The sequence below is a fragment of the Pseudarthrobacter naphthalenicus genome, from assembly GCF_029076445.1.
Lineage (GTDB): Bacteria > Actinomycetota > Actinomycetes > Actinomycetales > Micrococcaceae > Arthrobacter > Arthrobacter naphthalenicus.
In genome coordinates this window covers 1-15,262 of sequence record NZ_JARESG010000020.1, presented here as the reverse complement: position 1 = coordinate 15,262, position 15,262 = coordinate 1, and the positions used below count along the sequence as shown (strand labels likewise).

Genomic DNA, 15,262 nt, shown 5'->3' with positions numbered 1-15,262 from the left:
CTATCCGCGTTCAAGGAACGCCTCCTTCTCGGGGTTCAGGTATTCGTCAATGGCTTCGGCGAGGCGGGGATGCCGTACCAGCGCCGGGTCCGATCCCACCACGTCCTGGGCGTCCTTCCTTGCCCGGGCAATGATGTCCTCGTGCTCCAGCACACGCAACAGTTTCAGGGTGGAACGGCCGCCGGACTGGGACGCGCCCAGGATGTCGCCTTCGCGCCGCAGCTTGAGGTCCTCCTGGGAAAGCACAAAACCGTCCGTCGTGGAGGCCACCGCATCCAGCCGGCGCCGGCTCGGGTGCCCCGGTTCCAGGCTGGTGACCAGAAGGCAGGTGCCCGGGAGGCCGCCGCGGCCAACGCGCCCGCGCAGCTGGTGAAGCTGGGAGATGCCGAAGCGGTCGGCGTCGAGGATCACCATGAGCGTGGCGTTGTGGACGTCCACACCCACTTCGATCACGGTGGTGGACACCAGGAGTTTGGTCCGGTTGGCGGTGAAGTCGGCCATGGCGGCGTTTTTCACTGCCGTGTCCAGGCGGCCGTGCATCGGTCCCAGCGGCACGCCGGCGAGTGCGGGTTCCTGGAGCAACTGCTCGACGACGGCGGTGACGGACGCGAGTTCGCGTTCGCCGCCGCCGCCTGCCAGGGCAGGCGCGGACGGTTCCGCTTCGCCGGGACTGAAATCGCCGTCGTCGTCCGTTCCGATCCGGGGGCACACAACGTAGACCTGGTGCCCGGCGTCGATTTCCTCGCGCGAACGCGACCAGATCCGCGCTGCCCAGCCGGGGTTTTCGGCCAGGCCCACGACGTGGGTTGAGATCGGCGCGCGCCCTGCGGGGAGCTCGTCCAGGATGGAGGTCTCGAGATCGCCGAAGACCGTCATGGCCACGGTCCGGGGAATGGGGGTGGCCGTCATGACCAGCAGGTGCGGCGGCTTGTTGGCCTTGGATCGGAGGACGTCGCGCTGCTCCACGCCGAACCGGTGCTGTTCGTCCACCACGATCAGGCCCAGGTCATAGAACGAGACGTTCTCGCTCAGCAGCGCGTGTGTGCCGATCACAATGCCGGCGGCACCGGAGGCGGCATCGAGCAGCGCCCGTTTGCGGGCCGCCGTGGACATGGAACCGGTGAGCAGGGTGACCTGCACGGCACCTTCGGCCAGGCTTCCCAGCAGCCCGTCCGGGGACAGCATGGGATCGCGGGAGAGGGAGCCCAGGGTACGGCGGATGGATTCGAAGTGCTGGGCGGCGAGGACCTCGGTGGGCGCGAGCAGGGCCGCCTGGCCGCCGGCGTCCACCACCTGCAGCATGGCCCGCAGCGCGACAATGGTCTTGCCGGAGCCCACCTCCCCCTGCAGGAGCCGGTTCATGGGGCTGTCCTGCGCGAGTTCGGCGGCAAGGGTTTTTCCCACGGCGGCCTGTCCGGCGGTGAGCGTGAAGGGCAGTTGCCGGTCGAAGGCCGTCAGCAGGCCCTCCGCGGCGGGGCGGCGGGCGGTGGCTTCCTCGGCCGCGAGCTGGGCACGGCGCCGGGCCAGTGCGGCCTGCAGGACCAGGGCCTCCTGGAACCGGAGCCGGTCCTGGGCGCGCCTCCAGTCGGCCTGCGTTTCGGGTTTGTGGATGAGCCGGTAGGCCTCCGCCACGGGGAGGAACTTTTCCCTGCGGGCGATGTCGGCCGGGAGCGGGTCCGGCAGGGCCTCCAGATCGACGGTTTGGAGGAGTGTGTCGATCACTTTCTGGATGGACCAGCTGGTGAGCTTTGCCGTGGCCGGGTACACCGGGACGGGCATGGCTGCGAGCTTTTCCGGGTCCATGCCGGGCATGTCCGGGTCTTCGTCCAGGAGGTTGAAGTCCGGGTTGGTCAGGCCGAGCGAGTTGCCGTACCGGGTTACTTTGCCGGAGAACATGACCCGCCGGCCCGGCAGGAGTTCCGCCTGGGCGCGGTAACCGCTGAAGAAGGTGATTTTGAGGGTGCCGTGTCCGCTGCCGGCGCTGACGGAGGCCAGGCGCGGACGGCCGTGGGAGGCGGCGTCATCGGTGATGATGACATCGGTAATGGACCCGCGGCGGGTCTGCATTCTGCGGGTGCTGTTGGAGAGGACCCGGGCGATGAGGGTGACTTCCTCGTCCACGGGCAGTTCGTCGATGGGTGTCAGCTCGCCCCGGTTGAGGTAGCGGCGGGGGAAGTAATTCAGCAGCCCGCCCACGGTGCTGATGCCCAAATGTTTTTCAATGGCCGAGGCTGACCGTTTTCCGATCAGGCGTTCAAGGCGCTGGCCGAGTTCAGCGCTCATGTCCAGAGGAGCTCGCTGGAGCTGGTTCGGGATCACGGGCTATGGCGAGTTCGCTGACGGTGAGTTCCGAAGGGTGGCCCAGGGAGCGGATCAGGGCCACGGCCGGGGTGGCGTCCGGAACGTGGACGTGGACGCGCCAGCGGTAGTTGCCGTCCGGTTCCGCGGCGTTGCCCACCTGGCTCATGATGACGGAATCGCCGATCTCGTCCAGCCGTTGCCGGAGGGTGGCTGCGTTCAGCGGTGAGAGGCTGATGGTGCACATGACCTCAACGCCGTCGTCATCGGGCATGGTGGCGTGGATGTGGGGGTCCTGGACGTCGTAGCCGTGCAGCCCGTCGAGGAGTTCGCCCTGCAGGCCCTCCCCCAGGACAGCGGAGCGGAGGCAATCGAGAATCAGCAGCATGCCAACGCCCCCGGCGTCGACCACATGGGCGGCTTCGAGGGCGGCCAGCTGGCCCTCCGTGCTGACCACCGCTCCCAGCGCCCCCTCGACGGCGGCATCCAGGGTTTTGCCCAGGGCAAGGTTGCTGTCGTCGCCGTTGTGGCCGGCATCCACTGCGGCGGCGGCCCGGGCGGCGGCTTCCATTACTGACAGCATGGTGCCCGGCACGGGGTCGCTCAACGCGGACCAGGCACGGATCTGGGCACGGTTCAGGGCCGCGGCCAACAGGGCCGACGTGAGGCGGGTGTGCCCTTCCAGAGGCTCCGCGGCGGCGCAGAGGAACACAGCGAAAAGGGTGCCGGAGTTACCGCGGGCCTGCTCCATGGCGGCCCGGCCGGCGTGCGCCAGCACTGCTCCCACATCCGTCTGTGCCAGGTCCGCAGGGGCGGCCGGGTCATGGCCTGCGTGGTAGCTGTGCAGGGCACGCGCGGCCGCGCGGACGGTGAGGTACAAGTTGGTGCCGGTATCGCCGTCGGCCACGGGGAAGATGTTGATGGCGTTGATGCGGTCGCTATGGTTGGCGATGGCCGTTTCGGCCTGGTCCAACCACCGCTTCATCGCCTGGGCATTCGCGGCAACCTTAGTCTGCAAAGTGATCCCATCCCGTGGCGCCAGCGACGCGGCCTGCAATTGTGACGCCCGGGCCAGTGTGGGTTCCCGGGGCTTGTACTGAGCCTATCGCAGTGAATCCGGCCGGAAGCTGAATGCCGGCAGGGAATGTGGCCAGCAGCCCGTGGTCCTCTCCCCCGCCCAGCACCCAGGCCAGGGGGTCCGCTGCGAGGATGTCCGACGCCGGGCTGAGGCTTCCGGCCTGCCGCTTCAGTTCCAGCGGGTCCAGGTCCAGCACCACGCCGCTGGCGGCGGCGAGGCGGCCGCCGTCGCGCACCAGGCCGTCCGAGATGTCCATCATGGCAGTGGCCCCGGACAACCGGGCCAGGGGGCCCGCTGCCAAGGGGGGCTGCGGGCGGGACTGGGTGTGGATGAGGGCGCGCTGAGGTTCGTTGAGGGAGTCGAAGGGGGCTGCGGATTCCAGGAGTGCCAGTCCTGCGGCCGCCCGGCCCACCGTGCCCGCCAGCGCCAGGACGTCGCCTGCGCGGGCCCCGGAGCGGAGCACGGGGTTTCCGCCGTCCAGCGTGCCCAGCACTGCCACGGTCACGGAGATTTCCGTGCCGCGGCCCAGGTCCCCTCCCGCCACGGAGCAGGCCGTGGCACCCAGTTCCCCGATGGCGGCGGTGAGCCCGTCGGCCAGGTCCTCCACCCAGCTGACGGGTGTTTCCGGCGGCAGGGTGAGGCTGACCACCAGCGACGTCGCCGTGCCGCCCATGGCGTTGATGTCACTGAGGTTCTGGGCCGCGGCTTTCCACCCGACATCGAAGCCGGTGGTGCGGTAGCCGTTGTTCCAGTGAAGCCGGAAGTCCTGGTCCTGGACCTGGGTGTCGATGCTGATCAGGGTCCGGCCGTCCGGCGCCGACACCAGCGCGGCGTCGTCCCCCGGGCCGAGGAGCGTGGCCGCGCCGCGGGCATGGCCGGTCATGTCCAGGCGCGGAAAGATCCGGGCCAGGAGCTGGGATTCGGACAGCGCGGAGACTGCGGGGGATTCATCGGTCAGCGGTTTTTCAGGCACTCAACTACGGTATCTGCTGGCACCGACATCGAGGCACTGCCGCTGCACCTAGACTTGCAGGGTGCATCAGAAGGGGACCGTCGCCGTGAAGATCATCACCGACACCCTCCTCGGTCTGTTTGCGGTGTGGTTCACCGTCTGCCTGTTCCTTTTCAACCTTGACTCCCCCGCCGCGCCGGCGTCCCATGTTGATGCCGTCATTGTTCTAGGCGGCAGCAGCGCGGAGCGCCTGCCCGTGGCCCAGCGCTTGGCCGCCGACGCCGGTGCCCCCGTTCTGGCGGTCTCCTGGACGGATACACCGGGAAACCTCACCGCGGACGCCCTGTGCCGGGAGGCGTCCTTTCCCAGTTCCTCGCTGGTCTGTTTCCGGCCGCCGGGCATGGATACCCGCGGGGAGGCGGAGGCGATCCGGAAGCTGGTGAAATCCAACGGATGGTCATCCATTGCAGTGGTCACGTCCTCCTACCATGTCCCCCGGGCCAGGACGCTGATCGAGCAATGCACCGATGCCCGGGTGAGCATGGTGGCGTCCGAACCCAAGCTGGACTCCCTGCAGTGGCTGCGGCGGTTTGTGATCGAAACCGGCGGCCTCCTGGATGTGAAGCTGCATCCGGAATGCGGTACCTAGGGCGCTGGATGCAACAATTGAAGCTGCCCTGGGTAGAACGGTCGGGCTGAATTCATGGTGAGGAGAGGTGACTTTGAGCGAGACTGACGGTCCCGAACTGCCACCGGCCACGGGTCCCCGGCACATGCGCAAACGCCGGTTCCGCCGGGAAGTACCGGACGAGCTGCTGCCGGGAGGCCGCGCTTTGGCGGAGCCGGTTTCACCACGCCGCGAAGATTCCACCGGGGAACCCGAAAAGCCAAATGCAACGTCGGGGCCCGCATCAAGAAGTGCCGGCCAGCGCCGAAAACGCCTTGTGGCACTGTGCGTAGTGATCCTGGTTGCGCTCAGCATCCCAGCCCTGGCTCTGCTGTTGATCTTTGCCGGCTGAGCCCTGAGGCCGCAACACAATTCATCGGTTCGTAGTCACTGCGATAGCATCAGGACACCACCACTGCCACTTTTGAGGGAAATCCATGCCTAGTGTCATGCCAATTTTCGGGACACGTCCGGAAGCCATCAAAATGGCCCCCATCGTCATGGCTCTTCAGGAATCCCCCGACTTCGACTGCATCGTCACCGTCACGGGCCAGCACCGCGAGATGCTGGACCAAGTCAACGAGCTGTTCGGCATCGTCCCGGACCACGACCTGAACATCCTGCAGCAGCGTCAGTCCCTGTCGGCGATCATGACCCGCACCATCGATGGCTTGGACAAACTCTTTACTGAAAACAAGCCCGACGCCGTCATCGTCCAGGGTGACACCACAACCTCCACGGCTGGCGCCATTGCCGCCTTCTACCACGGCATTCCCGTGGTGCACGTTGAGGCCGGTCTCCGTAGCGGCGACCTCTTTTCGCCTTTCCCGGAAGAAGCGAACCGCAAGATCACCAGCCAGATCGCCAGCCTCCATCTGGCACCCACCAGCACCAGCAAGGCAAACCTCCTGGCAGAGGGCATCTCCGGGGAAGACATCGTTGTCACAGGAAACACTGTGATCGATGCGCTGCTCACCACCGTGGACAAGATGATCGCATTCGTGGACCCTCGGCTCGAGGAATTGGCTGCCAGCGGACGCCGGATCCTCCTGGTGACAACCCACCGCCGCGAAAACCAGGGCGATACCATGCATGGCATCGGCCGGGCTCTCGCCCGCATCGCAGACGCTGAACCCGACCTCGTCATCGTGCTGCCGGCTCACAAGAACCCCGTTGTCCGCGAAGCCGTCCTTCCGGCTCTTGAGGGGAAAGGCAACGTCATAGTGACTGAGCCCCTCTCCTACGGTGAGTTCACGCGCATGCTCTCCCTAGCGCACATCGTGCTCACGGATTCTGGCGGAGTGCAGGAAGAAGCCCCCAGCCTTGGCAAACCGGTCCTGGTGATGCGTGAAAATACTGAGCGTCCCGAGGCAGTGAGTGCGGGGACGGTGAAGCTCATCGGCACTGATGAAAATCGGATTGTCGCCGAAGTCAACGCCCTACTGCACAACTCCGTTTCATTCGACAAAATGGCCCAGGCAGTGAACCCGTACGGCGATGGGAAGGCAGCTCTGCGAAGCGTAGCCGCAGTCGCTCAACTGCTTGGCGCGGGGTCCCGCATGGCTGCGTTTTCGTGAAGAGCCGCGGCCCACTCCAACTGGGCATTCCGCCCAGGTTCACATGTTTATCCGTTTGCACGCAGCACCCTTACACAGGAGAATTCGACAGATGCGAGGCATAATTTTGGCCGGAGGGACAGGCTCGCGGCTGCATCCCATTACCCACGGCATTAGCAAACAATTGGTTCCCGTCTACGACAAACCGATGATCTACTACCCCCTCTCCACGCTGATTCTTGCTGGAATTAGAGACATCTTGATCATCACCACTCCCCATGACGCAGAACAGTTTGAACGCCTCTTGGGAGATGGGTCCCAGTTCGGCATCAATCTGACCTACGCGCGGCAACCCTCCCCCGATGGCTTGGCACAGGCCTTCGTCCTGGGCAAGCAGCACATCGGCAACGACACCGTCGCACTGGTTCTAGGTGACAATATTTTCTATGGACGCGGCATGGGCACGCAATTGAGCCGATTTGCATCGATTGACGGGGGTGCCGTGTTCGGTTACTGGGTCTCAGATCCGAAAGCGTACGGCGTGGTTGAATTCGACGGTGCCGGAAGGGCAATTTCTCTCGAGGAAAAACCCGAAGAGCCCAAAAGCCATTACGCGGTGCCGGGACTATATTTCTATGACAACGATGTGGTGGACATCGCCGAAAACCTGAAGCCTTCGGCCCGCGGCGAGCTTGAGATTACCGACGTCAACCTCAAATATCTCGAACGGGGCAAGCTGCACGTTGAAATCTTGCCTCGAGGCACCGCTTGGCTCGACACGGGGACATTTAGCGACCTCAATGACGCATCGAACTTCGTTAGGACCACTGAAAGCCGGCAAGGTCTGAAGATCGGCGCTCCTGAAGAAATTGCCTGGCGCCAAGGGTTCCTCACGGACGATGAGCTGTGTGAGCGGGCTCAACCGCTGATCAAGAGCGGCTACGGGAGCTACCTCTTAGGACTCCTTGACCGTTAGCGCTCCCTGAACTCACTTACGCCCCTGAACACAGCAGCACCTCAAATTCTCGAGGAGAATCTTGACTCTAAAAATGACAGTCATCGGCACCGGCTACCTCGGTGCAACTCATGCGGCCTGCATGGCCGAACTCGGGTTCGAAGTACTCGGGGTCGACGTTGACAAGAGAAAGATCGACAGCCTCAGCCGCGGTGAACTGCCGTTTCACGAGCCGGACTTGCCCGAACTCTTGCGCAAGCACACCGCATCAGGTCGCCTCCGCTTCACAACGTCTTTTGAAGAAGCTGGGGCGTTCGGGGACGTGCATTTCATAGCGGTTGGCACCCCCCAGCGGTCAGGCGAACACGCAGCCGACATGACATATGTGGATGCCGCCGTCACCTCCATCGCTCGGGCAATATGCAGGGACTCCTTGATCGTGGGAAAGTCCACAGTCCCCGTGGGATCAGCACGCCGACTTAAGGCCCTCGTTGCGGAAGAGGCTAGGCCCAGCGTGAGAGTGGATTTCGCCTGGAACCCCGAATTCCTGCGGGAAGGCTTCGCAGTGGAAGACACCCTGCGACCAGACCGACTCGTTGTCGGCATCGACTCGGATGAGGCAGATTCGGTTTTGCGGCGAGTTTACGAAAACGCTCTTTCGAGGAAAACTCCGTATATCTCCACAGATTTCGAGACGGCCGAACTGGTCAAGGTTGCCGCCAATGCATTCCTTGCCACGAAAATATCGTTCATCAATGCATTCGCTGAAGTAACTGAAACGGTGGGTGGGGACATACGCACATTGGCCGACGCAATTGGACATGACAACCGCATAGGACGCCGCTTCTTAAACGCAGGAATAGGTTTTGGCGGCGGCTGTCTTCCAAAAGATATTCGAGCCCTGCAGGCAAGAGTCTCCGAGCTGGGCCTCGATTCAACAATGCGATTCCTAAATGAAGTCGACGAGGTTAATCTGAGAAGACGTGAACGCGTCATCCACTTAGTTACGGAAGTTCTAGAGGAGAATGTTGAAGGCGCAAAAATCGCCATTCTCGGGACGGCGTTCAAGCCCAACAGCGACGATGTCCGGGACTCCCCGGCGCTAGACGTTGCTGGCCGCCTATATAGTTCTGGCGCTGACGTGAATGTCTATGACCCTAAAGCAAACGCCAATGCAGCAAAGCGCTTCCCACGGCTAAACTACTGCGGTTCACTTCAAGAAGCAGTTCGTGGGGCAGACATCGTCCTTCTGCTGACGGAGTGGGACGAATTCGTCGGCATGACGCCAGCAGCGCTCGGTGGGCTGGTCAATCGGAGGAACCTTATAGATGGTCGAAATGTTCTCGACCCTGATGTTTGGATCGGTGCTGGATGGACATTTCAGGCTCTCGGCCGTAAATCGGCTACTAAAGTACTTTCAGAAGCTGCCGGCTGAAAGACACGAATCCGCGAAGGGTGGATTCTTGACCTCAACTTTATTCAGCGGCACAGTTCATACCCACACACCACCAATCAGACTTTGGAATCCCATCTTGGACCGAATTACAGAGATGCACACCTGGCTCGCGGCGACTAAATCCGGTACAGCCAACCACCATGTCAATCTCCTCATGATCGATTTGGACCCGGCTGCAGCCTTTGCCGGGCAAAGAACCGCGCTGCTGACTGGGGTGCAAATAGCTTCCGCTATTCAACGACCGCTCCGAATTTTTATCCTTAAAGATCCTGACAAACGCGGTGAACTTGATCCCGGGGCATTGGATGCATGGATAAGGACTCAGGTCCCAGACTTTGACCAGCCCACAGAAGTTTTCCACGGGCCAGATCTGGCTTCCGTTGTCACATCGTCTACAGACACCTGGGTCTGCACCCACTGGATGACTGCCGTTGTATTGGAGAAGTTCCTCAAAGAAAGGGACTACGCCACAGACCGGGCCATCTATCTGATTCAGGACTTTGAGCCGGCTTTTGCGCCTTGGGGTACGTCGTTTGCATTAGCTGAGAATACCTATCATTACGGCTTTATACCGTTGGTAAATTCGCGTCCGCTCGCCCAATACCTTACCGATAAGGGCCATGCTGATTTCGCATTAGCACACTGTTTTAGTCCTACGCTAGATGAAAACAAACTCATGAGTGCGGCGGCAAATTGGCGTCCCGCGGCCGATGCCAACCTACGAGTATTGTTTTATGGACGACCCGCCCATCCAAGAAATCTATTCGAGCTGGGTCTTGATGCCCTTCGCGCGTGGGTTCACGAACTCCCATCAAGTGACCTGGACAGAATCACGTTCACCTCGGCCGGCACGCCCCATGAACCAATCGAACTGGGACGCGGCAAGGTGCTGCATTCACTGGGCAAGCTTTCGCTCGGAGATTACTACGAACTACTTGCTCATTCAGACATCGGCTTTTCACTTATGCACAGTCCTCACCCCGGGCATCTATCGCTCGAAATGCCCACCGCTGGTATTCCAACAGTCACCAACAGTTTTGGTGGGTATCGGCAGCCTTGGAATCCCCTCCTGACCGTCTCGGCACCGGAACCGACTCAACTGGCGTCAGCACTGGAGCACGCGAAGCAGATCGCTGACAGACTTACCGCTCACGACTTCCAGCCAATTGATGCTGGCAAGCTAGGTCCCACTCTTGAGAGTTCTGCCGCCCACGTTGCTCAGCTCGCTGTCGGGAGCGGAATCCGCGAACTTGGACGTGATTGTGAAACGCCAGGCACCACTGGCGACCTGCTCCAGGAATACCGTCGAATCGCCGCCCTACGCGCCGTTCGGATCACAGTGCTGCGCAAAGAGCTGGAAGCAACACAAAAGAAGCTGTCACAAGCCAACAAACTACCCAATAACCAAACCAACTCGCAGAGTCATGAAGTTGTCGAACTGAAGAGGCAAGTCAAGAGTCTCAGTCAGAAGCTGCAATTGCAGCGCCGCCAGCTATGGCGTTATAACAAGATCAAGTCACTCAAATCAATCCAGCCCCTCCTACCGACATTCCGCCGGATGGTCCGCCTGCGCCGTCAAGTCCGCACTCTACTGAAGAAAAGGGTCTGAAACGGCACATGAGGGAAACGTTGAATCATCAAAGTAATGGGGAAGATATGACGCAGGCAGCAGCAACAGAATGGACCCCCGACACGATTGCAGAGATGCTGGGACTATTGCGGCGTGCTGGCGCCACGACGGTCGCTATCCCGGTCTTTAACGGCGGAGCATCAGTCGTCAGAGACTGCATACTGTCGGCAATTCAATATTCAGATGGCGCAAGGATAATCGTCATCGATGATGCCAGCACAGACAATGCCGTGGTCAGCATGCTGGACCGTCTAGCCTCCGATGGACACATCTCATTCGTGCGCCATGCTGAGAATTGGGGCTATACCCGAACTGCCAATCATGCGTTCCGCCTGGCTGAGGCTGATGATGTCGTTCTTCTGAATAGTGACACTGCCGTGGGCCCGAGTTGGCTTCGCCGGCTTCGCTGGACCGCTTACTCCCGCGAGAATATCGGAACCGTGAGCGCCGTTTCCGACAATGCTGGAGCCATGTCGGTCCCCGAATCCGGAAAAGCCAATGATTGGCCGCAGCATCTTACATGGCCAGAAATTGCTCGCGGTGTTTCTCATCGAGTCAAGAGCGCCGGGGTCGAAACGCCCACCGGACATGGATTTTGTATGTACGTACGTCGGAGTCTTATTGAGAGTATTGGGTATTTCGATGAGGCCTCATTTCCGCAGGGCTACGGTGAGGAAAATGATTTCTCCCGGCGAGCGGTTAAGAGTGGATTTGTCAATCTGGTGGCACCCCACGTGATGGTTAAGCACGCTCGGAGTCAGTCGTTTGGCGAAAGCAGACGTGCAGAGCTGATCCGTGCCGGCAGGGCCGCCGTGGATGAACTTCATCCTGAATATACAAAGTCAGTTCGCGATTGGGCCGGCTCAAGCGCTATGAAGGAAATGCGCAAATCCTTAGATGTGACGCGCACCCAATTAACAGGACAGTCCCGAACAAAGCCAGTGGTGATGTATGTCATCCACAAAGCTGGTGGCGGAACGCCTGCTACAAACAAGGATCTTCTAGGCCAGCTCGTAGAACATCAGGATAGTATCCTTCTCGAGGCAAGCACTAATTCTGTTCGACTTTACAAATTCAGTTCCGGTCGATTTCAGGAGTTGGCGCAATGGGATGCGGAGCCGCAGTTTGCCGTCACGGACACATGGCGAGAAGACTATGCGCAGTTCGTTGCCAAAATCCTGGTCTCATACAACGTTGAACTTATCCACATTCGGCACTTGATTAATCAGCCCCTGACAACCGTTCCAGTCTTGGCAGATCTGCTGTCGATACCAGTCATTCTCTCGACTCACGACTTCTATTACATCTGCCCCACGGTGAACCTGCTCGATGACAAATTGGCTTTCTGTGGAGGAAAGTGCACTCCGGGCGAAGGCCTATGTAGCTTGCCCACCGAGTTTGTATCAGAAGTCCCACCTTTAAAGCACCAGTGGATAGAGGAGTGGAAGAGACGCTCCGACGAAGTCTTAGCCCTGTCAAGGCATGTGATAGCAACTACCCCTTCCGCCGGACAAATATACGCATCGAACTACCCTAAGCATGCGAATAAGATTCAGTTAATCGAGCACGGACGGGACGTTTCGAAGATTGGGCAGCTTCGTAAATCTGGGGAGCGGCTTCCTGGTCCGCTACGCATCATGGTGCCAGCAAACTGGGCTCCCCATAAGGGCATAGATCTCATCCGGGAGATTGTTACTCTGACGGCACCGGTGGTGGAATGGCATGCCTTTGGACGAAGGAGTTCGTCCAACTTTGCTGACATTGCGATTGCCCACGATGAGTACACAAGGGAGAATCTGCAAAAGCTAGCTGATGAAGTGGATCCTGACTTTATCGGGATTTTCTCCATCTGGGCAGAGACTTATTCACACACCGTCACTGAAGCATGGGCTCTGGGAGTTCCCCTCATTGCCACAGACATCGGCGCCCCCGCTGACCGAATCAAGGAGCACGGTGGTGGAATTACCGTTCCCCTCGATGCCTACCAAGCTTCTCGTGAGATCCTAGCCCTTGCCCGAAACGTCGAACAGCGCGAAGCTCTACGCTCTGAGGTTCCCGGATCGTCGATACGCTCGGACATTACGATGGGTCAGGACTACCTAAGTCTGTACACCCGAACCATGCGCAATGACACAGAGCTGCTTCCTACCGTGGGGTACGTCGTGCGTGCTTTTAAACGCGTTGGCAGCTATCCGGCATCAGTTCATGTCCGAAGCATGAGAATGATAGAAAAAGCTTCGGCTTTGGGGCTTGCGCATTTCAAACGCGTAGTTGCCGATGACTTCATCGCTGGGATAGACCGTAGCGCTTTCAACGCAATCTATGTTCAAAGAGACGCTTTGACTCCCGAACAGACTGCTGCCTTTATTTCGACGGCATCTTCGAGAGGAATCAAGATCGTCCTGGATTTGGATGATGATCTAGTTACAGTTGGGCACGGCGCGGCTCACCGACAGATATCGCAGCTTAATCCTGAGATTTCAGATGGCTTGGAAGTTCTTGTTGGCGCCGCTGAAACTGTGATCGTCAGCACTCCTGAACTTGCAAAGCGGCTGGGTCCGATTGCGCGAGAGATTGAAGTTTTTGAAAACAGGCTTGACCCGCGTATTTGGGATACAAAGATCGGTTCTCACTTTGCCAGACCAAGTGACGATGCTATCCGCGCCGTGTACATAGGGACCACTACACACACAGCAGATTTGGCTCTGCTCGAAGGCGTCTTTGCTGATGGATTCAGCTTCCACGGTCGGAAAGTACTGCTCGACGTGATCGGCGTTACCCCGGACAATAAAGCGTGGTTCCAGCGACTGCAGCCAACTGCCTCGGAATACCCCGATTTCATCAAGTATCTCCGAATCAACAGCACGCGCTGGGATGTGGCGTTGGCTCCACTTGTCGATGACTATTTCAACGCAGCCAAGAGCGACCTTAAGCTACTTGAGTACGCTGCTCTCGGTTTACCTACGGTTGCTTCCAACGTGGGCCCATACCGTGATCACCTTCAGCCAAGTCTCGTCGTCGACAACACAACGGCCGCTTGGAAGAGTGGAATAACTAAAGTCTTGGCGAAAAGCCTCGGCGAAGTTCGGTTGGGCGGAACACAATCCGTCGCTAACCGAGCAATGAGCGACGAGCACGTTCGCCGCTGGGTTGAGACGATCACTCGCTAAACCATAAACGCCAGCTTTGACCTTGCTGGTGTCGCCTGGATGGCTGGGACGTTTGATTGGGACGCCATCCGTCCCAGCCAAGGAATTTCATTTAGTGTGCCCGATAATTTCTCCAGACTTGGAACAAACCAGGTATGACATTAAAGGCGGAAGCTTGCATGCGTGGCTACATCGAGTCATTCGATTTTAAGCGACGAGTCATCCATGGCTGGGCGCTCGACGATACATCTTCAGTCAATGGTGACACCGAAGTCGTCGTACGTCGTGATGGGATATCGATCGGAAGCGGACGTCCACACGGAACAAGGGGTGATCTCAAGAAGGTCACAACGGCACAGGACCTGGTCTATTCGGTGTCGTGCCGAACGGCATTTACTCCGCTGGACGTTATTTCCGGACGATTGGAAGTCCATGTCCTGGGCCATGCTTGCCAAGCCACCCTGGCGCCCACCGCAGGAGCGTCTTTAATGCTGCGGCGTTTGGTTGTTCAAGCTCTAATGGACACCGACTTGTTGGGAACATTTCAGCCGGTGCGATCACTGCTTTCGGGCGGAGAGATTTCGCATGCGGTGGACGACGCACGGGCAGGCATCCTGTCACCTGTATTGCTTCCCGTGGGTCTCGAGTCAAGGGACAAATCTGCCCGCATTGGCCACAGCGGGCATCTTTTTCTCACTGCTGGCACTAATGACCTCCTCCAGCAATACGATGCACATTTCGCGAACGTTGAGGGCCGGCTGAACAGCCGCGTGGCCCAATGGAAAGAGCTAGTTGCAACGCGTAGGCATGAGGCTGAATCTCGGGGAATCACGTTCTACCAAACAATAATCCCGGAAAAGCTCACCGCCCTAAGACAATATGCTCCGATAAAAATTGATGGACCCACGCCGCTTTATGCCGCCCTCGACAAAGAACTGCAGAGTGATTCAAGCTATGTTAGCAGCCTGAGGCTATTCGATTCTTGGGAAGAGGATGACGATCCCTTCCTCGCAGCAGATAGTCATCTCTCGGCCGCAGGGGCAAAAGCTATGATTGCACTGCTAGGACGCCGAATTGATCCCAAAGTGGAGAAGTTTGTCAAAGGTATCGCCCTTGACACAGCGCGCTACGACATGGGTGACCTAAGTCGTCGATTCTACAATCTACCGATTTACTGCAAGTTCCTTGAGCCCAGCGAACTACAACTGAGGCCGTTCAACAAGGATCTTCAGCAGACCAAGAATTTTGAGCCTTCTAGGGGACACATCGGCAGTTGGTTTGCGTGGCGAAACGAAACATCGCCTAGCCCCCTGCGGGTCACCGTCTTCGGAAATTCATTTTTTGGATCGGGAAAGATCCCCAGAGAAATAGCGTGGTGGGCAAAGGTAATATTTTGGCAGATAGCTTGAGTTGGTACGCGTGTTCCGGGTTGTTGGTATTGCTGTTCCGGTGAGTTGGTGCTGTCGTGGCCGCTGGGTGCTGCGCTATGGGTGAGGCGGTGCACTGGGCGCCGCCTCTTCC

Annotated in this window: 11 protein-coding genes; 8 read left to right on the top strand and 3 right to left on the bottom strand. The window is 59.5% G+C overall.

The window, feature by feature from the left end:
• The 3 genes from PY310_RS17065 to thiL are packed head-to-tail and all read right to left on the bottom strand — an operon-like array spanning position 1 to position 4,259.
• Positions 1-2,283: an ATP-dependent DNA helicase RecG gene (locus tag PY310_RS17065; protein ID WP_275215662.1), complete on the bottom strand. Its 2,283-nt coding sequence runs from the start codon at positions 2,281-2,283 to the stop codon at positions 1-3.
• Entirely contained in the window at positions 2,273-3,283 is a 1,011-nt protein-coding gene (locus PY310_RS17060; RefSeq protein ID WP_275215701.1) for a DAK2 domain-containing protein, read from the bottom strand. The genes PY310_RS17065 and PY310_RS17060 overlap by 11 nt, the downstream gene beginning before the upstream one ends.
• A gap of 22 nt (positions 3,284-3,305) precedes the next feature.
• Positions 3,306-4,259, bottom strand: coding sequence for a thiamine-phosphate kinase (thiL, locus tag PY310_RS17055; protein ID WP_275215700.1), 954 nt, complete (start codon positions 4,257-4,259; stop codon positions 3,306-3,308).
• Between the two features lie 151 nt (positions 4,260-4,410).
• Here thiL and PY310_RS17050 point away from each other — a divergent pair, with 151 nt between their 5' ends.
• The 8 genes from PY310_RS17050 to PY310_RS17015 all read left to right on the top strand — a co-directional run bounded on the left by PY310_RS17050 (position 4,411) and on the right by PY310_RS17015 (position 15,150).
• Entirely contained in the window at positions 4,411-4,977 is a 567-nt protein-coding gene (locus PY310_RS17050) for a YdcF family protein (RefSeq protein ID WP_275215661.1), read from the top strand.
• A 73-nt stretch (positions 4,978-5,050) separates the two neighbouring features.
• Entirely contained in the window at positions 5,051-5,347 is a 297-nt protein-coding gene (locus tag PY310_RS17045) for a hypothetical protein (RefSeq protein WP_275215660.1), read from the top strand.
• A gap of 85 nt (positions 5,348-5,432) precedes the next feature.
• Positions 5,433-6,572, top strand: coding sequence for a non-hydrolyzing UDP-N-acetylglucosamine 2-epimerase (gene wecB / locus PY310_RS17040; protein WP_275215659.1), 1,140 nt, complete (start codon positions 5,433-5,435; stop codon positions 6,570-6,572).
• 91 nt (positions 6,573-6,663) lie between these two features.
• Positions 6,664-7,527, top strand: a complete 864-nt coding sequence (rfbA, locus tag PY310_RS17035) for a glucose-1-phosphate thymidylyltransferase RfbA (RefSeq protein ID WP_275215658.1) — start codon at positions 6,664-6,666, stop codon at positions 7,525-7,527.
• Positions 7,528-7,600: 73 nt separating this feature from the next.
• Positions 7,601-8,941 carry a UDP-glucose dehydrogenase family protein gene (locus PY310_RS17030; protein ID WP_275215699.1) on the top strand — a complete coding sequence of 447 codons (1,341 nt, stop codon included), beginning with the start codon at positions 7,601-7,603 and terminating at the stop codon, positions 8,939-8,941.
• Between the two features lie 97 nt (positions 8,942-9,038).
• On the top strand, positions 9,039-10,571 hold the full coding sequence (locus tag PY310_RS17025; RefSeq protein WP_275215657.1) for a rhamnosyltransferase WsaF family glycosyltransferase: 1,533 nt from the start codon (positions 9,039-9,041) through the stop codon (positions 10,569-10,571).
• Between the two features lie 47 nt (positions 10,572-10,618).
• Positions 10,619-13,762, top strand: a complete 3,144-nt coding sequence (locus tag PY310_RS17020) for a glycosyltransferase (protein WP_275215656.1) — start codon at positions 10,619-10,621, stop codon at positions 13,760-13,762.
• A gap of 158 nt (positions 13,763-13,920) precedes the next feature.
• The gene (locus PY310_RS17015) at positions 13,921-15,150 is read left to right on the top strand and encodes an alginate O-acetyltransferase AlgX-related protein (RefSeq protein ID WP_275215655.1); all 1,230 of its coding nucleotides are present in this window, start codon (positions 13,921-13,923) and stop codon (positions 15,148-15,150) included.
• Positions 15,151-15,262 lie beyond the last annotated feature (112 nt).

What these genes read in the sequence shown, in the direction of transcription:
- PY310_RS17060 (WP_275215701.1), bottom strand. Translation starts at nt 3,283, where the DNA reads ATGAAGCGGTGGTTGGACCAGGCCGAAACGGCCATCGCCAACCATAGC.
- PY310_RS17015 (WP_275215655.1), top strand. Translation starts at nt 13,921, where the DNA reads ATGCGTGGCTACATCGAGTCATTCGATTTTAAGCGACGAGTCATCCAT.
- rfbA (WP_275215658.1), top strand. Translation starts at nt 6,664, where the DNA reads ATGCGAGGCATAATTTTGGCCGGAGGGACAGGCTCGCGGCTGCATCCC.
- PY310_RS17030 (WP_275215699.1), top strand. Translation starts at nt 7,601, where the DNA reads ATGACAGTCATCGGCACCGGCTACCTCGGTGCAACTCATGCGGCCTGC.
- thiL (WP_275215700.1), bottom strand. Translation starts at nt 4,259, where the DNA reads ATGACCGGCCATGCCCGCGGCGCGGCCACGCTCCTCGGCCCGGGGGAC.
- wecB (WP_275215659.1), top strand. Translation starts at nt 5,433, where the DNA reads ATGCCTAGTGTCATGCCAATTTTCGGGACACGTCCGGAAGCCATCAAA.
- PY310_RS17020 (WP_275215656.1), top strand. Translation starts at nt 10,619, where the DNA reads ATGACGCAGGCAGCAGCAACAGAATGGACCCCCGACACGATTGCAGAG.
- PY310_RS17065 (WP_275215662.1), bottom strand. Translation starts at nt 2,283, where the DNA reads ATGAGCGCTGAACTCGGCCAGCGCCTTGAACGCCTGATCGGAAAACGG.